The 20,391-nt window shown below is 76.3% G+C and carries 18 protein-coding genes and 1 tRNA gene; 10 read left to right on the top strand and 9 right to left on the bottom strand.

Features of this window, described 5'->3' with window-relative positions; all coding sequences use genetic code 11:
• Nucleotides 1-23: 23 nt before the first annotated feature.
• Entirely contained in the window at nucleotides 24-1,181 is a 1,158-nt protein-coding gene (locus tag ABD254_RS16220; protein WP_344249616.1) for an AI-2E family transporter, read from the bottom strand.
• Between the two features lie 220 nt (nucleotides 1,182-1,401).
• Nucleotides 1,402-1,486: transfer RNA gene (locus ABD254_RS16215), tRNA-Leu, on the bottom strand.
• A gap of 195 nt (nucleotides 1,487-1,681) precedes the next feature.
• Here ABD254_RS16215 and ABD254_RS16210 point away from each other — a divergent pair.
• From ABD254_RS16210 to ABD254_RS16200, 3 genes are all read left to right on the top strand, one after another.
• Nucleotides 1,682-3,520, top strand: coding sequence for a glycoside hydrolase family 15 protein (locus tag ABD254_RS16210; RefSeq protein WP_344249614.1), 1,839 nt, complete (start codon nucleotides 1,682-1,684; stop codon nucleotides 3,518-3,520).
• The gene (locus ABD254_RS16205; RefSeq protein ID WP_344249612.1) at nucleotides 3,517-4,569 is read left to right on the top strand and encodes a glucose 1-dehydrogenase; all 1,053 of its coding nucleotides are present in this window, start codon (nucleotides 3,517-3,519) and stop codon (nucleotides 4,567-4,569) included. Before ABD254_RS16210 ends, ABD254_RS16205 begins: the two co-directional genes overlap by 4 nt.
• A 181-nt stretch (nucleotides 4,570-4,750) precedes the next feature.
• Nucleotides 4,751-5,566: a metal-dependent hydrolase gene (locus ABD254_RS16200; RefSeq protein WP_344249610.1), complete on the top strand. Its 816-nt coding sequence runs from the start codon at nucleotides 4,751-4,753 to the stop codon at nucleotides 5,564-5,566.
• 19 nt (nucleotides 5,567-5,585) lie between these two features.
• Here the strand turns inward: ABD254_RS16200 and ABD254_RS16195 are convergent, their stop codons facing one another.
• The gene (locus ABD254_RS16195) at nucleotides 5,586-6,416 is read right to left on the bottom strand and encodes an MBL fold metallo-hydrolase (protein WP_344249608.1); all 831 of its coding nucleotides are present in this window, start codon (nucleotides 6,414-6,416) and stop codon (nucleotides 5,586-5,588) included.
• 203 nt (nucleotides 6,417-6,619) lie between these two features.
• On the opposite strand from ABD254_RS16195, the gene ABD254_RS16190 reads away from it, so the two are divergent.
• From ABD254_RS16190 to ABD254_RS16175, 4 genes are all read left to right on the top strand, one after another.
• Nucleotides 6,620-7,528, top strand: coding sequence for a serine protein kinase RIO (locus ABD254_RS16190; RefSeq protein ID WP_344249606.1), 909 nt, complete (start codon nucleotides 6,620-6,622; stop codon nucleotides 7,526-7,528).
• 70 nt (nucleotides 7,529-7,598) lie between these two features.
• Complete coding sequence (locus tag ABD254_RS16185; protein ID WP_344249604.1) at nucleotides 7,599-8,021, top strand: hypothetical protein; 423 nt, start codon at nucleotides 7,599-7,601, stop codon at nucleotides 8,019-8,021.
• 77 nt (nucleotides 8,022-8,098) lie between these two features.
• On the top strand, nucleotides 8,099-8,743 hold the full coding sequence (locus tag ABD254_RS16180; protein ID WP_344249602.1) for an SRPBCC family protein: 645 nt from the start codon (nucleotides 8,099-8,101) through the stop codon (nucleotides 8,741-8,743).
• Nucleotides 8,744-9,205, top strand: a complete 462-nt coding sequence (locus ABD254_RS16175) for an ArsR/SmtB family transcription factor (protein WP_344249601.1) — start codon at nucleotides 8,744-8,746, stop codon at nucleotides 9,203-9,205. It abuts the gene before it with no gap.
• A 106-nt stretch (nucleotides 9,206-9,311) separates the two neighbouring features.
• On the opposite strand, the gene ABD254_RS16170 is transcribed toward ABD254_RS16175, so the two are convergent.
• Nucleotides 9,312-10,055: a cytochrome b/b6 domain-containing protein gene (locus ABD254_RS16170; RefSeq protein ID WP_344249600.1), complete on the bottom strand. Its 744-nt coding sequence runs from the start codon at nucleotides 10,053-10,055 to the stop codon at nucleotides 9,312-9,314.
• Nucleotides 10,036-10,485: a hypothetical protein gene (locus ABD254_RS16165; protein WP_344249599.1), complete on the bottom strand. Its 450-nt coding sequence runs from the start codon at nucleotides 10,483-10,485 to the stop codon at nucleotides 10,036-10,038. Before ABD254_RS16165 ends, ABD254_RS16170 begins: the two co-directional genes overlap by 20 nt.
• A gap of 224 nt (nucleotides 10,486-10,709) precedes the next feature.
• Between ABD254_RS16165 and ABD254_RS16160 the strand changes: the two genes are divergently transcribed.
• Nucleotides 10,710-11,252, top strand: coding sequence for an RNA polymerase sigma factor (locus ABD254_RS16160; protein ID WP_344249598.1), 543 nt, complete (start codon nucleotides 10,710-10,712; stop codon nucleotides 11,250-11,252).
• Entirely contained in the window at nucleotides 11,249-12,070 is an 822-nt protein-coding gene (locus tag ABD254_RS16155) for a zf-HC2 domain-containing protein (protein ID WP_344249596.1), read from the top strand. Before ABD254_RS16160 ends, ABD254_RS16155 begins: the two co-directional genes overlap by 4 nt.
• Nucleotides 12,071-12,184: 114 nt before the next feature.
• Here ABD254_RS16155 and ABD254_RS16150 read toward each other — a convergent pair whose 3' ends face one another.
• Complete coding sequence (locus ABD254_RS16150; RefSeq protein WP_344249594.1) at nucleotides 12,185-13,315, bottom strand: glycerophosphodiester phosphodiesterase family protein; 1,131 nt, start codon at nucleotides 13,313-13,315, stop codon at nucleotides 12,185-12,187.
• Between the two features lie 95 nt (nucleotides 13,316-13,410).
• On the opposite strand from ABD254_RS16150, the gene ABD254_RS16145 reads away from it, so the two are divergent.
• Nucleotides 13,411-14,019: a GNAT family N-acetyltransferase gene (locus ABD254_RS16145; RefSeq protein WP_344249593.1), complete on the top strand. Its 609-nt coding sequence runs from the start codon at nucleotides 13,411-13,413 to the stop codon at nucleotides 14,017-14,019.
• A gap of 29 nt (nucleotides 14,020-14,048) precedes the next feature.
• Here ABD254_RS16145 and ABD254_RS16140 read toward each other — a convergent pair whose 3' ends face one another.
• The 3 genes from ABD254_RS16140 to ABD254_RS16130 are packed head-to-tail and all read right to left on the bottom strand — an operon-like array spanning nucleotide 14,049 to nucleotide 20,340.
• Nucleotides 14,049-17,780, bottom strand: a complete 3,732-nt coding sequence (locus ABD254_RS16140; protein WP_344249591.1) for a PHP domain-containing protein — start codon at nucleotides 17,778-17,780, stop codon at nucleotides 14,049-14,051.
• 8 nt (nucleotides 17,781-17,788) lie between these two features.
• On the bottom strand, nucleotides 17,789-19,483 hold the full coding sequence (locus ABD254_RS16135) for a Y-family DNA polymerase (RefSeq protein ID WP_344249590.1): 1,695 nt from the start codon (nucleotides 19,481-19,483) through the stop codon (nucleotides 17,789-17,791).
• Nucleotides 19,480-20,340 (bottom strand): hypothetical protein, encoded by an 861-nt coding sequence (locus ABD254_RS16130; RefSeq protein ID WP_344249589.1) that lies wholly within the window; start codon nucleotides 20,338-20,340, stop codon nucleotides 19,480-19,482. Before ABD254_RS16130 ends, ABD254_RS16135 begins: the two co-directional genes overlap by 4 nt.
• Nucleotides 20,341-20,391 lie beyond the last annotated feature (51 nt).

The raw sequence follows: 20,391 nt of genomic DNA, 5'->3' as shown, positions 1-20,391 counted from the left end.
CTGGCACGCGACCGCGGTCCCGCTCACGCTGTTTGTCCGGCCGCGTCCTTGCCCTCGCCGTCGTCACCGGACGAGTCGCCGGGGCCGTCCTCGACGTCGGGCGCCGCGCCGTGCGGGTCGACGAGGCCGGGCTGCGGCCGGTCGCCGCGCAGCGTGGAGAAGACCGTCCACGCCACCGCCATGAGCGGGACGGCGATGATCGCGCCGAGGATGCCCGCCAGCACGGTCCCGGCGGTGACGCCGATGCCGATGACGACCGGGTGCAGGGCGACCTGCTTGCCCATGATCAAGGGCTGCAGCACGTGGCCCTCCAGCTGGCCGATGAGGGCGATGCCGATGGTCACGATGAGTGCCGTGACGATGCCCTCCGCGGCGAGGGCGACCACGGCCGCGATGATCATCGCGAGCGGCGCGCCGATCAGCGGGATGAACGCCCCGATGAACACCAGCACGGCCAGGGGCGCCGCGAGCGGCACCCCGAGGATGCTCAGCAGGATGAACGAGAGGGCGCCGTCGGCGAACGCGATGATCACCGTGCCGCGGGCGTAGCCGGAGAAGCTGTACCAGCCGGCGCCGGCCGCGTCGTCCCACCGCATGCGGTGCTGGGCGGGGAGCTGGTCGAGGAACCAGCGCCACATCTTCGCGCCCGAGGCCACGAAGAAGACGGTGCAGAACAGCGCCAGGGCGAAGATCGCGAAGCCCTCGGCCACGGAGCCGGCACCCTGGGCAGCCTGGCTGACCAGCGAGTCGGAGTTCTCGGTGACCCACTGCCGGCCCTGGTCGATCCACTGGTTGATCTGGTCGAGGGTCACGGTCAGCCCGAAGGGGCCGCTCTCCAGGTAGTCGACGATCTGCTGCAGACCGGTGTCGAACTGCCCGGCGAGCTGCTGCCACTGCCCGGCGACCGAGGCCACGACGTAGGTGATCATCCCGCCGATCACCAAGAAGGCGCTGAGGATCGCCAGCGCGGTCGCGAGGGGCCTCGGCATCACCTTGCCGTAGAAGTCGGCGACAGGGCTGAGCACCGAGGCGAACACCAGCCCCAGGAACACGGCGACGAAGACGAGCTGGACCTGCGCCGTCGCCCAGAACACGAGCGCCACGGCGGCGGTGAGCGCGATCAGTCGCCACGACCATCCCGCCGACGTCCGCAACCAGGCGGGCACGTTCTCGGTGGACATCGAAGACACGCGGGCCCCTCTCTGCTGCCGTGAGGCCCAGTGTGCCGCAGGAGCGGGATCCGGACCCGGCGCACCGCGCCGGGGAGCGGCGAAGGGGCCGTCCAGCAATCACGGAAGAGGGCGGAGGGCATGGAGCGCGCGACAGGAACGACGCTCCCCGGGAACGACGAAGGCCCCCCGTTGTGGACCGGGGGGCCTTCGTCGTCGCTGTCTCAACGAGTGTCCGGAGGGGGACTTGAACCCCCACGCCCGATAAAGGGCACTAGCACCTCAAGCTAGCGCGTCTGCCATTCCGCCACCCGGACGAGTGGACCTTCCCGGCGCCTGGCGCCGTTCCGGTGCGGGGAAAAACATAGCACGGCCAGGGCGGGCTCCCGCAAACCGCTCCCCCGGTCCGAGCGCTCGGAGAAGGCGACCTCCGGCCCGCCCCCGGCGGCTGCCCCGCGGCGGTCGCCCGCCCGCGGTCGCGTGCCCGGGGCGGCCGCCCTAGCGTGACGGACGTGGCTGCGCGCATCGAGGACTACGGGCTGATCGGTGACCTCCAGACCGCAGCCCTCGTCGGCCGGGACGGCTCGATCGACTGGTTGTGCCTGCCCTACTTCGACTCCCCCGCATGCTTCGCAGCCCTGCTCGGCGATCCGGACCACGGCTCGTGGCAGGTCGCGCCGGCCGCCGGCGGGACCTGCACGTCCCGGCGCTACCGCGGCGACAGCCTCGTCCTGGAGACCGACTGGGAGACGCCCGACGGGCACGTGCGTGTGATCGACCTCATGCCGCCGCGGGGTGAGGCGCCGGACCTGGTGCGCATCGTCGAGGGCGTCTCCGGGCGCGTGCCGATGGTCTGCGACCTCCGGCTGCGCTTCGACTACGGCACGGTCGCCCCCTGGGTGACCCGGGCCGAGCAGTGGGTGAGCGCCGTCGCCGGCCCCGACGCCGTGACCCTGGCCACGCCCGTGGACGTGACCGTCGACGGCGGGACGGGGGGCGGGGGCGAGGGCCACCCGGCCGGCGCGCTGCGCGCCCGGTTCGAGGTCGCCGCCGGGGACCGCGTGCCGTTCGTGCTGACCCACCACCCGTCGTACCGGCAGACGCCCGAGCCCGCCGACGCCGAGCACGCGCTCGCCGCCACCGAGGAGTACTGGGCCGCATGGGCCGCCGGCACGCGCTACGGCGGGTCGTGGAGGGACGCCGTGCGTCGCTCGTTGGTGACGCTCAAGGCGCTGACGTTCGCACCCACGGGGGGCATCGCCGCCGCGGCGACGACGTCCCTGCCCGAGGAGATCGGGGGCGCCCGCAACTGGGACTACCGCTTCTGCTGGCTGCGCGACGCCGCGTTCACCCTGGTCGCCCTGCTGGGCACCGGGCACGTCGACGAGGCGCGGGCGTGGCGCGAGTGGCTGCTGCGCGCCGTCGCGGGCGACCCGGCGGACCTGCAGATCATGTACGGCCTCGACGGCCGCCGCCGGATCCCCGAGAGCACCCTCGACTGGCTGCCCGGCTACGAGCGCTCGGCCCCCGTGCGCGTCGGCAACGGCGCCGCGGACCAGCTGCAGCTCGACGTGTGGGGCGAGGTGCTCGTCTGCCTCGACGTGGCCCGCACCGCCGGGCTCGCCGTCGAGGACGACGCCTGGCGCCTCCAGGTCGCGCTGCTGGACTTCCTCGAGGGGCACTGGCAGGACCTGGACAACGGGTTGTGGGAGGTCCGCGGTCCGCGGCGGGCCTTCGTGCACTCGCGGGTCATGGCGTGGGCGGGGGTGGACCGCAGCGTGCGGGCCGTCGAACGGCTCGGGCTCGACGGACCGCTCGACCGGTGGCGCGCCCTGCGCGACGAGATCCGCACCGACGTGCTCACCCATGGCTACGACGCCGAGCGCAACACGTTCACGCAGTTCTACGGCTCCGACGGCCTGGACGCGTCCCTGCTGCTCGTCCCGCGCGTCGGGTTCCTGCCGTGGGACGACCCGCGGGTGGTCGGCACGGTCGACGCGGTGCAGCGCGAGCTCTCGGAGAACGGCCTGCTGCTGCGGTACCACACGCACGCGGACGACCGCGTCGACGGCCTGCCGGGGCGCGAGGGGACGTTCCTGGTGTGCAGCTTCTGGCTGGCCCACGCCCTTCACGGCATCGGCCGGCACGACGAGGCGGTGGACCTGTTCGAGCGCCTCCTCGAGCTGCGCAACGACCTCGGGCTGCTCAGCGAGGAGTACGACGTCGCCGCCGGCCGCCAGCTCGGCAACACCCCGCAGGCCTTCAGCCACGTGGGCCTGGTCAACACGGCACGCGTCCTGAGCGGAGGGGCCGTGACGGACGCCTTCGCCCGCGGCGAGGAGGAACCATGAGAGCGCTGACGATCGACCCCTCCCGCCCGGGGACGCTGGGCGTGACCGACGTGCCGGACCCGGAGCCCGCCGAGGACGAGCTGCTCGTCGACGGGCTCGCCGTCGGCATCTGCGGCACGGACCGCGAGATCGCGGCCGGCGAGTACGGCACCCCGCCTCCGGGCCGCGACCGGCTGGTGCTCGGCCACGAGTCGCTCGGACGGGTCCGCGAGGCGCCGCCCGGCTCGGGCTTCGACACCGGCGACCTGGTGGTCGGCGTCGTGCGTCGGCCCGACCCCGTGCCGTGCGGGGCGTGCGCGCACGGCGAGTTCGACATGTGCCGCAACGGCCGCTACACGGAGCACGGCATCAAGGAGGTCGACGGGTTCGCGAGCGAGCGCTGGACGATCGAGGCCGACCGGGCGGTGCGCCTCGACCCCGTGCTGTCCGAGGCGGGCGTGCTGCTCGAACCCACGTCCGTCGTGGCGAAGGCGTGGGACCAGGTCGACAAGGTCGGCGGCCGGGCATGGTTCGAGCCGCGCACCGTCCTCGTGACCGGCGCCGGGCCGATCGGGCTGCTCGCCGCGCTGCTGGGGGTGCAGCGCGGCCTCGACGTGCACGTCCTCGACCGCGCCACCGGCGGGCCCAAGCCCGACCTCGTGCGGGACCTCGGGGCGACGTACCACTCCGAGGACGTCCGGACGGTCTCCGACGCCGTCCAGCCCGGCGTCGTCATCGAGGCCACGGGCGCGAGCCAGGTCGTGCTCGACGTCCTGTCGGCGACCAAGGCCTACGGCGTGACGGTGCTCACCGGCGTGACGTCGGCCGGGCGGCACCTGGCGTTCGACGTCGGGGCGGTCAACCGGGAGATCGTCCTCGAGAACGACGTGATCATCGGGTCGGTCAACGCCAACCTCGGCCACTACCGCGCGGCCGCCGACGCGCTCGCGCGCGCCGACCTGGCGTGGCTCGGGCGGCTCGTCTCCCGACGGGTGCCGCTCGAGCGCGCCCCCGAGGCGTTCGAGCCGCACGACGGCGACGTCAAGGTGGTCGTCGACCTGGCCCGGTAGACGACCGGCCAGCGGCCCGAGGGCCCGGCTGGCGACGGGCGGACGACGGGTGTCACCCCGAGCGTGTAGCGTCCTCCCCGACCCGGACCAAACGGACCATGCCGACGAGCGCGGCGGCGGTGTGAAACTCCACGGCTCGGGCGAATCGGACGGGTCGTCGAGCACGGGAGAAGCACGCGTCATGATGGGTGGGCACCACGCCGCGTCGGGAGCGGCCGCCTGGGTCGCGGTGACCTCCACGGCACCGATCGCGTTCGGCTGGTACCCGGTCTCCGACGTCGGCGTGATGACCGGGGCGCTCGTCTGCGCCGGTGCCGCCCTGCTGCCGGACGCCGACCACCACAACGGCACCATCGCCCACTCGCTGCCGCCCGTCTCCGAGGGCGTCACCAAGCTGGTCGCCACGATCTCGGGCGGGCACCGCAACGCGACGCACTCGATCGTCGGCATCGCCGCGTTCACGGCCATCGCGTGGCTGGTGGGCAAGCTGTCGTTCCACACCGAGCGGTTCGGCGACGTGCTCGTGGGGCCCGGGATCATGGCGGTGCTGCTCGTCGCGTTCGCCCTGCGGGCGCTGCGGCTCACCGGGCAGCGACGCTGGTGGACCTGGAGCCTGTCGCTCTCCCTCGCGGCCTTCGTCGCCGTGTTCGCCCCCGAGGAGTGGTACTGGATGCCGTTCTGCGTGGGCCTGGGGTGTGCCGTGCACGTGCTCGGCGACCTCCTCACCACCCGCGGGGTGCCCCTGTTGTGGCCGATCAGGTTCCGGTCGCCACGGTGGGTGAGGCGCCACCGCTGGCTCCCGTTCGACGACATGTGGAGCCCGCGGGGCAACCTGTCGATGCCCTTGCTCGGGGACGCCGGGTCGTGGCGCGAGTGGCTCGTCATGACGCCGGTCAGCGCGTACGCCGTGCTGGGCGTCGTCTGGGCGGTGCTCGACCAGATGGGCTTCGACACCGCCGCCGCCTGGGAGTCCGCCGTCGGGCTCGTCGCCCCCTGACCTGCCCGGCGGGCGTCGCTCACCGGTCGGCGCGACCGCCGGCAAGCGCGCGCTCGAGCCGCGCGTGCTCGGCCGCCATCCCTGGCCGGGCCAGGCGGGGGTCGTCGACGGCGCGCCCGGCGAGGACTGCGTCGAGGTAGCGGCGGTCGGCGTCGAGCCGTGCCGTCGGCCGGTCCGTCGGCGTCCCGTGGCCGGGCACCAGCACGTCTGCCCGCCCGACGAACGGCGCGAGCCGGTCGAGCCCGGCGAGATACGCACCGACGTCGGCGGTCCCGGTGATCTCGTCGCACGGGAGCGGCAGCTCGACGTCGCTCAGCATGTCGCCAGCGACCAGCACCCGGGCCACTGGCAGCCAGAGCGCCCCGTGGCCCGGCGCGTGCCCGTCGTGCTCCACGACCTCGGCCGCGGGCAGGAGGTCGTCCGGGTCGGGAAGCCGCGACGACCGCATCGCCGTCACGCGCCCGACGAGGTCGAGGACCTGCGGCGGACACTCGGGGCCGCCGAACCGGCGCCCGTCGGCGCGCACCTCGGCCAGGAGCCGCGAACGCTCCCGCCCCGCGGTGGCCGCCGTCGTGGCCGTCGCCCACCGCGGGACGTGGGTCCCGAGCCGCGGGTGCCACAGCAGGTGGTCGTGGTGGGCGTGGGTCGCGAACCCGGCGGCGACCCGCACGCCGCGGGCGGCCGCCTCGTCGGCGATCGCGACGAGCTCGTCCGCCGCCCAGGCGGGGTCGACCAGCAGCGCCGCCACCCCGCCCGAGCCGCCCCGCCGCCCGAGGGCGAGCACCGTCGTGGTGCTCTCTCGACGGCTGGTGGTCACGAGCACGCCGTCGGCGACCGGCACGAACCCCATCCGGGCACCCTACGAAAAGACCTGGACCCGCGCGCCGGCATGCGGCACTGTTTCGTCGGCGGCACGCGGTCGGCGCGTGCGCACGGAAGGAGGGCAGACCGATGGACGACGTCGTCACGTGCGCCCCCCCGGTGATCCGGCGGGCGACCACCACCCGAACCTGAGGGGCCCTACGGGCTCCTCGCCTCTCGAGGAGATCTCCCGTGCCACAGCACCACCCTCGCCCTGCCTCCGACCTCACCGCTCCCCGCACCGACCGACCTGCCGGTCACCCGGCCCTCGAGCTCACCCTCGTCCCCGCCGAGCCCGTCGTCGAGCCCGGACCGGACCAGCGCTGGTCCACCTGGACCTCCGTGGCGAAGGGCCAGCGCGGCCCCCACCCCCGCCCCGGCTGGGTGGTGACCGCCGACGCCGCCCTCGACACCGAGCTGGGCGTGCTCAAGACCGGCAAGGAGGCGGACGTCTTCCTCGTCGAGCGGGCCGTACCGGGCGACCCCGACCGGCGGAGCCTGCTCGCCGCCAAGCGCTACCGCGGCCGCGACCACCGCCAGTTCCACCGCGACGGCCAGTACACCGACGGGCGGCGCGTGCGCCGCACCCGCGACCAGCGGGCGATCGAGGACCGCAAGTCGACCTGGGGCCGAGCGGTCGCGGCCACCCAGTGGGCGGACGCCGAGTTCGGCGCCCTCACGACGCTCTGGGACGCGGGCGCCCCCGTCCCCTACCCCGTGCAGATCGACGGCACGGAGCTGCTCATGGAGTTCGTCGGCCGCGAGGTCCCCGGCGGCGGGGCCGAGGCGGCGCCGCGGCTCGCCCGTACCCGCCCCGAGCCCGCGCTGCTCGCCGACTGGTTCGACCAGCTCCGGCGCGGCATGGGCGTCATCGCGCGCCTCGGCTGGGCGCACGGCGACCTGTCGCCGTACAACATCCTGGCCGACGGCGAGCGCCTGGTGATCATCGACCTGCCCCAGGTCGTGGACCTCGTGGCGAACCCGTTCGGCGCCGACCTGCTGCACCGCGACTGCCGCAACGTCTGCGCCTGGTTCGCCGCCCGCGGGCTCGAGACCGACCCGGACGAGCTCTTCGCGGACGTCTACGCGCAGGCCTGGTGACGGCGCGGCGCGGCGGTCGTGACTCACGGGCCGCCGTGCCGGCGGGCCCCGGCGCGCCTACCGTGGGCGCATGACCGGTCAGCCCGACGAGAGGCCCGACGGCGACGCGGGGTACGACGGCGACGCGCTGCTCGCCTGGTTCGCCGACTTCCGGACCGTGCTCGACGCGGGCGACCTCGAGGGCATCTCCGACCGCTTCGACCTGCCGGCACTGCTCGTCGAGCAGGAGCGGACGACCCTGCTGCAGGACCCGGAGCAGGTGCGCGACCTCGACCGCGGCCGTCCGGTCGCCACCCGCGCGCAGGACGCCGTCGCCGCCGTGCCCGAGGTCACCGCCATCGACGAGGTCGGCTGGGCGCTGCTGTGGGTCGAGACCCGCTGGTCGTACCGCGACGAGTACGCGTCCGAGGCGGCGAGCGAGCGCTGCCGCTACCTGCTGCGCCGCGGGCGGGGCACGTTCGAGGTCTGCGCGCTCGCGCCCCTCCCCTCATGAGGCAGGACGCCCCTTCCCTCGCGGGCGTTCCGGTGCTCTAATATAAGTATCCGCTTATAGATCATAGGGAGGTCCCCATGTCGATCACCATCGACCCCGTCGCCACCGCCGGCCTCGTGACACGCGAGATCCGGAGCGCGGAGCGCGACGGGGTGCCCACGAAGATCGCCGTCGCCCGTCGTTCGTACTCGGCCGACCGGGCCGACGTCTGGGACGCCCTCACGTCCCCCGAGCGGCTCCCCCGCTGGTTCCTGCCGGTCAGCGGCGACCTGACGGTCGGCGGCCGGTACCAGCTCGAGGGCAACGCCGGCGGCGTCGTCGAGCGCTGCGAGCCCCCGACGGGCTTCGCCGTCACCTGGGAGTTCGGGGGCAGCACGTCCTGGCTGGCCGTCTCGCTCGCCGAAGGCCCCGACGGCACCGAGCTCGAGCTCGTGCACGAGGCCTCCGTCCCGGAGGAGCTGTGGGCCCAGTTCGGCCCCGGCGCCACCGGCGTCGGCTGGGACCTCACGCTCATGGGGCTGGGGTTGCACCTGGCCAGCGGGGCGACGTTCGACCCCCAGGCCTCGGAGGAGTGGTCCGTCGGCCCCGAGGGCGTCGAGTTCGCCCGGCGCGCGAGCACGGGGTGGGCAGACGCCGCGATCGCCGACGGCGACGACCCCGCCGCCGCCCGCGCGGCCGCCGAGCGCGCCCTCGCCTTCTACGCCACGCCCCCCGAGGCCTGAGTGGACGCACCCGTGGACGGCGCGCCCGCCCGCGTCTTCGAGGCGCTGGGCGACCCGGCCCGCCGCCGCGTGCTCGAGCTGCTCCAGGCGGGCGGCGAGCAGCCGGCCGGTGCCGTCGTGGCCGCGCTGCAGGCGCAGGCCGTCCTCTCGCAGCCCGCGGTGTCGCAGCACCTGCGCGTGCTGCGGGAGGCGGGCCTCGTCCGCGTCCGCCCGGACGGGACGAGGCGGATCTACGCCGTCGACCAGGACGGCGTCGACGCCGCCCGCGCGTGGCTGGACCGCTTCGCGGACGTCTTCGCCCAGCCGCTCGACGCGCTGGCCACCGAGCTCGCGCGCGGCCGCCGGTCCGCCCGCGCCGCCGAGCGGGCGGCGGCCGGCTCCGAGCGGGCGGCCACCGGCTCCGATGCGGCCGGGCCGGAGCCGGCTCGGCCTCGGCCTCGGGGGGTGCGCGACGCCGGATGACGGCGCATGCTCGGCGCGAGCACCGCCGGTCGCCACGCCAGTCGTGCCACGGCCAGTCGTGCCACGGCCAGTCGTGCCACGCCGGCCGGCATCACGCCGGCCGGCGTCATCGGTCGCGACGCCGGCCCGTCTCCCGCTCGGTCCAGCCCGGCCAGACGCGCTGCGCGTCGGCCACCCGGACCCGGCCGCCCAGGTGCATCGCCCGCCACACGCCGCGGTAGCCGGGCAGCACCCCGGCGGCGATGATGACGTGCCCCACGACGACGGGCGTCAGCGCGTACGTGGACCAGCGGTGCACGCGGGAGAACCAGACGAACGTGGGCCCGCCGCTCACCAGGGCCAGCCCGATGCCCGACGCGACGAGCGCGAGCAGGGTCGCGACGAGCACGAGGTTCGCCACCCGCTGACCCGGGTCGAACCGGCCGTCGTGCCTGCCGAAGCGACCCGTGAGCACCGCGGCCGGCCACCGCCGGAACCATGCTCCGTCGCCGCGCCGGAACCGCACGGACTCGCGCCAGAAGGCGCGCCAGCCCCGGGTCCCGACCGTCAGGCCGACGACGGCGCCGCCCAGCGTCAGCGCCGCGAGGACCCAGCCCGTCACCGTGTGCAGGTCCGCGTCCGAGACGCCGGTCGCTCGCGCGAGGACGCTGGGGCTGCCCTCGCGCCCGAGCAGCAGCCACCAGCCGGTAGCACCCAGCACGAGGACCGTCACGTAGACGCCCGCGTGGAACCAGCGAGCCGGACGCGGGTTGCGTACGACCGTGTCGACCCGGCCAGGCTCGACCCGGCCCGGGCCGACGCGCACCGGCTCGGCGCCGCCGTCCGCTGGCTCAGTACCCGCCGACCCCACCGTCGTCCTCCGTCCCGTCCGTGCCGCCCGGCCCGACTGTCACGGAGATCTCCGTCTCGACCCCGGCGGGCGAGTGGTCGGCGTTGCGCAGCGACGCGTTGACCACGTGCTCGCCGTCCGCGAGATCGGCGATCTCCACGCTGTCGCCCTCGACCACCAGGTACTCCTGGTCGTCGTCGTCGAAGAAGACGTGGACGTGGTGGGCGCCCGTCTCGGTCGGGCCGAGCTCCTCGCTGGACGCCAGCTCGACCGTGAACGGCGCCTCGACGGACGCGCCGTCCTCCGGGGCGGTGATCTCGAGCGTCATGCCGCCCTCGCCCGTGGCGGCGCCGCCGCCCGCCTGGCCGCCGTCGTCGCCCCCGCAGCCGGCCGCGAGCGCGGCGACCAGCGCACCGGCTGCGACGAGCCCGGTTCCTCGTAGTCTGGACATGGTTCCTCCTCGTCGGACGGTCGCGTGCCGGTGCACCTACCGCCTCAGGAGTCCCTACGAGCCCGGACCGCCGGACGGATCTCTCGCGGCCGGCGTCGACGACGAGGTCGGGTGCTTCTCGTTCGAGGGCCCGTCGCCGAGCCCCCACCGGGGGGAGCCCCAGAACGAGATCCACAGGGGCGAGATCCATGCGGGGTCCCTGCCCCGTAGACAAGGACATGGCGGTGTCGGACGAGGCGCTCCTCGCCGGGATGGCCGCGGACGACCCGGACGCGGCGGCCGTCTTCGTGCGCCGGCACCAGGCGCGGGTCTACGGGCTCGCCCTCCTGCTGGTCGGTGTCCCGGCCGTCGCGGAGGAGGTCGCCCAGGAGGCCTTCGTCCGGGCCTGGCGGCACGCCGACGCGTTCGACGCCCGGCGCGGCCGCGCGACGACGTGGCTCCTCGCGATCGCCCGCAACGCGGCCATCGACGTGCTGCGGGTGCGCCGGGACGTCCCCGTCGACCCGGTGGTCATGGCCGAGACGATCGTCGACCCGGACCGCCTCGCCGACCGGGTGGCCGACGGCGCCACCCTCGACGGCGCGCTCGCGCGCGTGCCCCCCGAGCAGGCGACGGCGGTCGTGCTGTCGGCGGTGTTCGGCCTGACGGGCGCCGAGGTCGCGCGGCGGACCGGCGTCCCCCTGGGCACGGCCAAGACCCGCATCCGGCTCGGGCTGCAGCACCTGCGGGACGAGCTCACGAGACGGCGGGAGGTGGACGCGCCGTGACCCCCACGACCAGCTGCGACGAGGTGCGCGACGCCCTCACCGACGTGGCGACGGGCGTCGCCGACGGCGCCGCCCGCGCCACGGTGATGGCGCACCTCGCCTCCTGCGAACGCTGCCGTGCCGAGCTCGCCTCGCTCGCCGAGACCGCCGACGAGCTGCTGCTCCTCGCCCCCGAGCGCGACCCGTCCGCGGACTTCGAGGGGCGGGTGCTCGCCCGGCTCGGCGCGGCGCGCGGCGGGTCCCTGGCGCCGCCGACGTCGTCTCGGGCGGCCCGGCCGGCGTCCGTGCGCCGGCACCGGGCCCGCCGCACGCTCGTCGCAGCGGCGGCGGGCGTCGCGCTGCTGGCGGCCGGGGGCGCCGGCATCTGGTGGGCCACGGCCCCCGACCGGCAGCTCGCCGCGTCGTACCGGGAGACGCTCGACGTCGCGGACGGCCGCTACTTCGCCGCGGCGGACCTCACGACCGGGCGCGAGGACGAGCAGGCGGACCCCGCCTCGGGCGGCGGCTCGGTCGGCACGGTCTTCCTCTACGACGGGGAACCCTCGTGGGTGTTCGTGCTGGTCCGCGACGCCGGCGACGTGGCGGGTTACGACGTCGTCGTCACCGTCCGGCCCGGCGAGGACGGCGACACGGGCGAGGCGGGCGGGGACCGCCCTGCCCGCGACATCCCGCTCGGGACCTGCACGGTGGCGGCGGACGCCTGCTCCGTCGGCGGCGCGCTCGACGACGCCCGGGTGCACGACGTCGTGTCCGTCCGACTGGTCGACCCGGCCGGCGCGACCTGGGCGACCGCCGACCGCGACCCGGACGGGTCGTAGGGCCGCCGGGTCGCCGAGCGGTCCCGCCGTCGACCGTCGTCCAGCCGCCGGCCCTCCAGTCGCCGGCCCTCCAGTCGCCGGCCCTCCAGTCGCCGGTCGTCCATCAGCCCGTCGTCAGTGCTCGTGCTGGTGCCGGGGCTCGCGGTACGGCTTCGGGAGCCGCAGCCCGCGCTCGGCCATGACCTGGCGCAGCAGGTCCGGGCGGTCGGTGATGAGGCCGTCCACGCCGGCGTCCATGAGGGACTCGATGGTGGCCCGGTCGTCGATGGTCCACGGGACGACCCGCATGCCCGCGTCGTGCGCGGCGTCCACGAGCGCGGGCGTGGTGAAGGGGACGTAGCCGGGGTCGCCGACGCCGGCGCCCTGCGGGTCGCCGTGCACGGGCGAGACCGCGTCGGCGCCGAACGAGGCGGCCGCGGCGACGAACCGGTCCTGGAGGGAGCCGGAGAAGTCGTCGATGTCGAGACCGCCGAGCCACGGCGAGGCGCCCTCCTGGCCTGCCTGGAGAAACTGCTGGCCGTTGGTCAGCGCGACGATCGGCAGGCGCGGCTCGACCTCGCGCATCCGCATCAGCGCGCCCCAGTCGAAGCTCTGGATCGTCACCTGGTCGCACAGCCGCGCGTCCCGGACCTCCCCGGCGACGACCTGCACGAACTGCTCGCGAGGTGCCGTCTGCTCGGGAGCGCCGGCCTCGACCTTGGTCTCGACGTTCAGCCTGACCTTCCGCGCCCGGTACTCGTTCACCAGCTCGAAGACCTCGGACAGCAGCGGCATGGGCTCGCCGGGGTGCAGCTCCTGTCCGGGGAACTGCGGCTGCCGCAGCGAACCGCAGTCGATGGTCCGGACCTGGGCGAGCGTGAGGTCCTTGATGTACGCGGTCCCCGGGACGTAGGGGAAGTCCGGGTCGCCGGGGAACGCCGGGGCGGTGTCGACGCACTTGGCCGAGTTCGGGTCCCGGTCGTGCGTCACGACGGCGTGGCCGTCGGCGGTGATCTGCACGTCGAGCTCGAGCGTGGAGACGCCCAGCTCGAGGGCGTTCGCGAACGCCGGCAGCGTGTTCTCGACCGTGAGCGCGACCCCGCCCCGGTGCGCCTGGAGGTCGAAGGTGCGCGGTCCGGGGTGCCGGTGCGCCTGATCGTGCCCGGACCCGTGGCCTCCACCGCCGCCGGCGACGGCGGGCGCGGTGCCCGCACCCACGAGGACGGCGGCGAGCATCGCGGCGACGGCGGCGTGACGTGTGCGCATGCTCCGATGCTCGCGGCGCGAGGTGACCCTCGCGCGGCGGCGTGGCGACGGGCAGGTGAACAGGCGTGTCGGTCCCCCGCCGTACGGTCGACGGCATGCGGATCGTTCCCGCCACCGCCGACCGGTTCGAGGACGTCGCGACGCTGCTCAACCCGCGCGGTCGCGAGGAGGCGTGCTGGTGCCTGCACTGGCGCCTGCCGCCTCGGGGCGTGGCGCGCGAGGAGCACCTGCGCGAGCTCGCGTCGGGCGACCCGGTGCCGGGCCTCCTGGCCTACCTCGGCCCGGAGGACGGCGCCGCGCACGGTGCCGCCGGGGCCGACGAGGTCGTCGGCTGGCTCGGCCTGGCCCCGCGGTCCGCGAGCCGCACGTTGCAGCGGTCGAGGGTCCTGCCGGTCGGCGACCCGGAGTCGTGGGCCACGACCTGGGTGGTGATGTGCTTCACCGTCCGGGCGGGCTACCGGCGCCGGGGCGTGGCCCGTGCGCTTCTGCGCGGCGGTGTGGGCTACGCCCGGGCCCACGGCGCGCGGGCGATCGAGGGCTACCCGGTGGAGCCCGAGCCCGGCCGGCGGGTTCCGGTCAGCGCCGCGTTCGTGGGCACGGTCGGGCTGTTCGAGGAGGCCGGCTTCGTGCGGACCTCCCCGACCTCGGCGACGAGCGGGCGGCTGCAGCGCTGGGCGATGCGGCACCAGCTCGAGCCCGGGTGAACCGTCCCTGATCGTGGGCGCGCGGCCCGTCACCGGAAGTCCCGCGACCGGGTCGCCACCGGCAGCCGCAGCGACGCGAGGTGCTCCGCGAGGAGGTTGACCGCGCCGTCGGCACGCTCCACCCGGCCCCGCACCACCATCGCCGGGGCGGCGCGGGCCACCACGGCGAACCGCCGCCACAGGCCCGCCGTGCAGATGACGTTGAGCAGCCCGGTCTCGTCCTCCAAGGACAGGAACGTCACGCCGCCGGCGGTGCCGGGCCGCTGCCGATGGGTGACCACCCCGCCCACCGCGACCCGCCGACCGGGCTCGGCGGAGGCGACCTGCGCCACCGTGAGCACTCCCGCACGTACCAGCCCGTCGCGCACGTGCTCGAGCGGGGAGGTCGAGCCCGGCGTGATCCCGGTCGCCCAGGCGTCGGCGACGTCGACCTCGAGCGACGTCATGCCTGGCAGCGTCGGCGCCTCCACTCCGACGCTCACGCCCGGCAGCGTGCCCGGGCCCTCCTGACCGAGCGCGCCCGCGGCCCACAGCGCCTCGCGGCGCCCCGTGCCGAGGCCCTCCGTCGCGCCCGCCGTCGCAAGCGCCTCGAGCTGGGCGGTGGAGAGCGCGACGCGGCGCGCCAGGTCGCGCAGGTCCCGGAACGGGCCGTTGGTCTCGCGCTCGGCGACCAGCTGCTCGGCCAGGTCGTCCCCGATGCTCCGCACCCCGCCGAGCCCCAGCCGCACCGCGAGCGCCCGGTCGGGCTCCGGCCCGAACGCCCCGCCGGTCGAGCTTGTCGAGACCTGGGTTTCGACAGGCTCGACCGGCGAGGTCTCGACAGGCTCACCCGGCGAGGTCTCGACGGGCTCGACCGGCGGAGCGTCGACGGGTTCGACCGGCGGGGTGCGCTCGACGCCCGCGAGCGCCCGGGAGGCGTTGACGTCCGGGCGCAGCACCTGCACCCCGTGCCGCCGCGCGTCCGCGGCCAGCGACTGCGGCGAGTAGAACCCCATGGGCTGGGCGGCCAGCAGGCCCGCGTAGAACGCCGCCGGGTGGTGCACCTTGAGCCACGAGCTCGCGTACACGAGGTAGGCGAACGAGTAGGCGTGCGACTCGGGGAAGCCGAAGTCGGCGAACGCCTTGAGCTTGTCGTAGATCTCCTCGCGCACGCCCGCGTCGTCGACCCCCTTCTTCCGCATCCCCTCCAGGAGCCGGCCGCGCAGCTCCTCCATCCGCTCGACCGACCGCTTGGAGCCCATCGCCCGGCGCAGCTGGTCGGACTCCTTGGGGGTGAAGCCCGCGACGTCGATCGCCATCTGCATGAGCTGCTCCTGGAACAGCGGCACGCCCTTGGTCTTGCCGAGGGAGCTCTCCAGCAGCGGGTGCAGGAAGGTCACGGGCTCCCGGCCGCGCGCCCGCTCGATGTACGGGTGCACGGACCCGCCCTGGATGGGCCCCGGCCGGATGAGCGCGACCTCGATGACGATGTCGTAGAACCGTCGTGGTCGCAGGCGCGGCAGCGTCGCCATCTGGGCGCGCGACTCCACCTGGAACACCCCGACGGTGTCGGCGGCGCACAGCAGGTCGTAGACCTCCGGGTCGTCGTCGGGCAGGCCGTGCAGCGTGAGCCGCTCCCCCGTCTGCGCCTCGATCGAGTCGAACGCGTACCGGATGGCGGTGAGCATGCCGAGGCCGAGCAGGTCGAACTTCACCAGCCCCGCGTCGGCGCAGTCCTCCTTGTCCCACTGCAGCACCGTGCGCCCCTCCATGCGGGCCCACTCCACGGGGCAGACCTCGATCACCGGCCGGTCGCACATGACCATCCCGCCGGAGTGGATGCCCAGGTGCCGGGGCAGGCGCAGCATGCGGTCGGCCAGGTCGAGCACCGGGCCGGGGATCTGCCCCTCCTCCTCGGCCGACGGCGGCCGCTGCGCGGGCACGACGTCGTGGGCGTCGTCGGCGCGGCGGACCTCGCCCTCGTCCGTCGCCAGCGGGTCGACGACGCGCCGGTCGTCCCGCTGGTGTCCCAGCGTCGGCGACCAGTCCCGTCGACCGCGCCCCGGCAGGTGCCCCTGGTGCGGGCGGTCGGCGCGCCGCTGGTGGCCCGGCCCGGGGAGCGACTCCGCCGGACCCCACAGGGCGGCCACGCGCGCGTCCTTGGCGGCGGTCCGGTTCGGCGGCGTGCCCGCCGCGCCCCCGCCGGGCGAGCCCGCCGCAGCCCGCGCGGCCCGCACCGCGGCGTCGGCCGCCGGGCTGGACGGGTCCGGCCCGCGCAGCGACCCCCAGCGCTCGATGGACTTGCTCCACGCGTCCTGCTGCCCGACGTCGTACCCGAGCGCCCGGGCTGCGTCGCGCACGGCCGAGCGCGGCCGGTAGGAGATGACGTTCGCGACCTGCGCCGCGTGCGTGCGGCCGAACGTCGCGTAGACGTGCTGGATGACCTCCTCGCGGCGCCCGGACTCGATGTCGATGTCGATGTCCGGCGGGCCGTCGCGCTCGGGTGCGAGGAAGCGCTCGAACAGCAGCCGGTGCTTCACCGCGTCGACGGCGGTGATGCCCAGCGCGTAGCAGACCGCCGAGTTGGCGGCGCTCCCCCGCCCCTGGCACAGGATGCCCTCCTGGCGGCAGAACTCCACGAGGTCGTAGACGACGAGGAAGTACCCGGGGAACCCCAGGTCCTGGATGACCGTCAGCTCGTGGTCGACCTGCGCCCACGCGCGGGCGCGCTCCGACGTGCCCGCGCCGGCGTCGTCCCCGTCCCCGTGGCCCGTCTCCGGCCGGGGGCCGTAGCGGTCGGTGGCCCCGCGGCGCACCAGCTCGCGCAGCCAGGTGGCCTCGTCGTGCCCGTCGGGCACGGGATAGGGCGGCAGGTTCGGCGCCACCAGGCGCAGGTCGAAGGCGCACTCCGCCGCGAGCGCCGCCGCCGCGGCGACGGCCTGCGGGTGCCGCGCGTGCAGCGCCCACATCTCGGCGGCCGAGCGCAGGTGCGCGGTCGGGGCGCCGGGCAGCCAGCCGTCCAGGCCGTCCAGCGAGGACCGCGCGCGGACCGCGGCGAGCGCGCCCGCCAGGTCGGCGTCGCGCGGGCGGGCGTAGTGCGCGTTCGTCGTGGCGACGAGCGGCAGGCCGGCGTCGTGGGCCAGGGCGGCGAGCGCGTCGTGCAGCTCGGCGTCCCGCGGGTCGCCGGTCGCGGTGACCTCGACGGCCACGTTGTCGCGGCCGAACGTGCCGACCAGCAGGTCGAGCTCGCGCCGGGCCGCCGCGACGCCCCCGCCCGGCCCGGGGGCGGTGAGCGCGCGCCGGACGGCGCCCTTGCGGCACCCGGAGAGCACCAGCCACTCGCCGCCCGCCTCGGCGCCGAGCCGCTCGAGGTCGTACCGGGCCTTGCCCTTGACCCCGGCGTCCAGGTGGGCGGTCGCGATCGCGCGGGACAGGTTCCGGTAGCCCTGGTCGCCGCGGGCCAGCACCAGCAGGTGGGTGGCCCGCGGGTCGGGGACGCCGGTGGGCGGGTCGAGCACCGGCCGGCTCCCGGCCGCGCCCGGGGCGGCGCCGGGCTCCACCGGGGCGGGCAGGTGCAGCTCGGCGCCGAAGACGGTGGGCAGCCCCACCTTCCGGGCCGACTCCGCGAAGCGCACCACCCCGTACAGCCCGTCGTGGTCGGTCAGCGCCAGCGCGTCGAGCCCCAGCCGGGCGCCCTCGGCCGCCAGCTCCTCCGGGTGCGACGCGCCGTCGAGGAAACTGAACGCCGAGTGGGCGTGCAGCTCGGCGTACCCGCTAGTCATGGAGCACCTCAGTCATAGAACGCCTCGACCTGCCACGCGCCGCCGGACTGCGCCAGCAGCAGCGCCCGGCCGTCGTCGAGCACCGCCTGCAGATAGACGCGGCGGGCTCCCCCGCCCGCGGACCACCACCGCTCGGCGAGCGGCCACGGGCCGGCCCAGCCCGTCACCCCCGCCACCGTGGCCGCATCCCGGACGACGGCCGGCTCGCCGCTCATCGCGAGCCGGGCGTCCACGACGACGTCGCGCCCGGCGGCGTCGAGCACCCGGGCGGGCACCGGCTCGTCCGGCAGCCCGGCGGGCGCGGGGCTGGGCAGGGCGCCCGGCCAGGGCAGGCCGGGGTCCCGGCCCGCGCCGCCCTCCGTGCCGAAGGGAACGAGCCGCACCCGGTCGCGGGGCCCGCGGCCACCCTGCAGCTCCACCGAGAGCACGGCGTGCCCTCCGAGCAGGCCCTGCACCCGACCGAGCGCGCGCCGGGCGCGCGCGTCCTCGCCCGCGTCGGCGCCCCACAGGCCCGGCTGGTGCGTGGTCGCCGGGACGACGTCCTCCGCCGCCAGGGCGAGGTACACGATCGGGGCGACGACGGGGTCTGCCGCCGTGCCCGGTCCTGACCCTCTGCCCGATCCTGGCCGCCGCGCGGACGCGGCGGTCAGCCACCCCTCGAGCTGCCACCGGACGCGGTCCGTGATCCGTGCCGCGCTCATCCCGCCGGCGGCGCCGTCGTCCGTGCGCCACACGCGCTCCAGCACCGCGCCGCCGTCGTCGAGGTCCCCGCCGAGGTCGTCCCCGCCGAGGTCCCCGCCGGCGGCGGTGCGTGCGGTGATGCGCAGCCGCCCGCAGGCCAGGCCCCGCGCGGCGAGCAGGTCGTACAGCTCGGTGGCGAGGCGGCGCGCGGCGAAGGTCGCGACGTCGACACGCAGCGCGGGCGGGTCGAGCTCCTCCGCGACGGCGAGGTCCGCCTCGACGCGGCGCCGGGCGGGCGGGCGCAGGTCCTCGCCGCGGGCCAGGCGCTGCGCCCAGGCGCCCTGGTCGCCGAACCGGGCCTGCACGCTCGGGCCGGGCAGCCGGGCCAGGTCGCCGAGGGTACGCAGGCCGAGCCGCCACCACAGCCCCGCCGCCTCCCGCACGGCGGCCACCCCGCCGGGGTCGCAGGTGGCGTGCACCAGCTCGCCGACGGGCCGGTCGGCGAGGAACGCCGGGGACCCGCCCGCGGGCACCACCGCGTCCTCGCGGGCCGCGAGCACGGCGGCGAGCAGGCCGTCGGCCACGCCCACCTGGCTCTCGTACCCGGTCCGCTCCGCGACGGCTCCCACCAGGGCGCGGGCCAGCGCGAGCTCGGACCCGTGGTAGCGCGCGGCCCCGTCGGCCGGCAGCAGGAGCAGCCCCGGGCGCGCGACCTCGAGCCCCGCCACGACGGTCTCGGCGGCGAGCGCCACCGGCTCGAACTCCCGCGCGTCGCGGGCGTCGTCGGCGGGCAGCAGCACCACCTCGGGACACCGTTCCTGCGCCTGACGGCGCCGCATCCCCCGCCGCACCCCCTGCGCGCGGGCGACGGCGGAGACGGCGACGACGCTGTGCCCCGCACCCGTCCCGCCGCCGGAGCGGGCGCCGAGCACCGCGGCGGGGACGTGCGCGTCCAGGCCGGCGACGGCCAGCGCCGCCACCACCGGCCAGTCGGGGACCCACAGCACGGCGGTCCGCATCATGCCATCCGCAGCCGGGTGCCCGGCTGCCCCGCCCGCTCGTCGACAGGCTCGTCGTCGACGTCCCCGCGGGCACGCCCGTCCGCGCCCTCGAGGGCGCTCCCGGCGGCGGGGACGCCGCCCACGACGGCCTCGACCCGCAGCGGGACGTCGACCTCGATCTCGACCGGCCGGGCCGCGGCCCCGCGCCCGGTGCGCAGCACGCTCAGGGTCCGCCGGCGCAGCCACCCCGCCCCGTGATCGACGCCGGACCAGGTGCCGCCCCGCGCGTCGAGGGTGACGTGCGCCCCCGGCCACGCCGCCTGCGCCACCAGCACGGCGCCCCGCTCCCGCGTGCGCGCGGCCAGCCGGCGCCGGTCGCCGTCCGTCAGCGCGGCCCCCGGCCCGACGACCACGACGTCCATGCCGTCGAGCAGGGCGGCGAGGACGGCGGGCGCGTCCGGGCCGGGGTCGGGCACGAGCACGGTCCGCCCGAGCGCGATCCCCGCGTCCGCGGCCGCCAGCATCCCGACCGCCGGCGCGCCGACGAACGCGACCCATGCCCCCGACCGCGACGCGGAGGCCAGCAGGGCGAGCAGGAGCGTCGTCGACCCGTGCACGGCGAGCAGCGCACCGGCGGCCAGCCCTCCCCCGGGCAGGAGCGCGGCCAGCGCCGGGTGCACCGGGAGCACCCGGCCGCCGCCCGTCTCCGTCGTCCGGGCCGGCCGGCCGGTGCGCTGCTCCGCCGCCCGGAGCGCCGCCCGGGCGGCTGCGACACGGTCGAGGGAACGGTCAGCGGCCGGGTCGGCCGGCGCGGGGAGCGCCGGTGCGGGGAGCGCCGGTGCGGGGAGCGCGGTACGTGAAGGAGCGACGACCGTCACGCAACCTCCTCCCCGGGCCGCGCAGCACGCCACGACCCGCACCCTGACCGG

Source organism: Isoptericola hypogeus (assembly GCF_039531145.1).
Classification (GTDB): domain Bacteria; phylum Actinomycetota; class Actinomycetes; order Actinomycetales; family Cellulomonadaceae; genus Isoptericola; species Isoptericola hypogeus.
The sequence above is the reverse complement of the archived record's forward strand: the minus strand, read 5'-3'. Positions and strand labels throughout refer to the sequence as shown.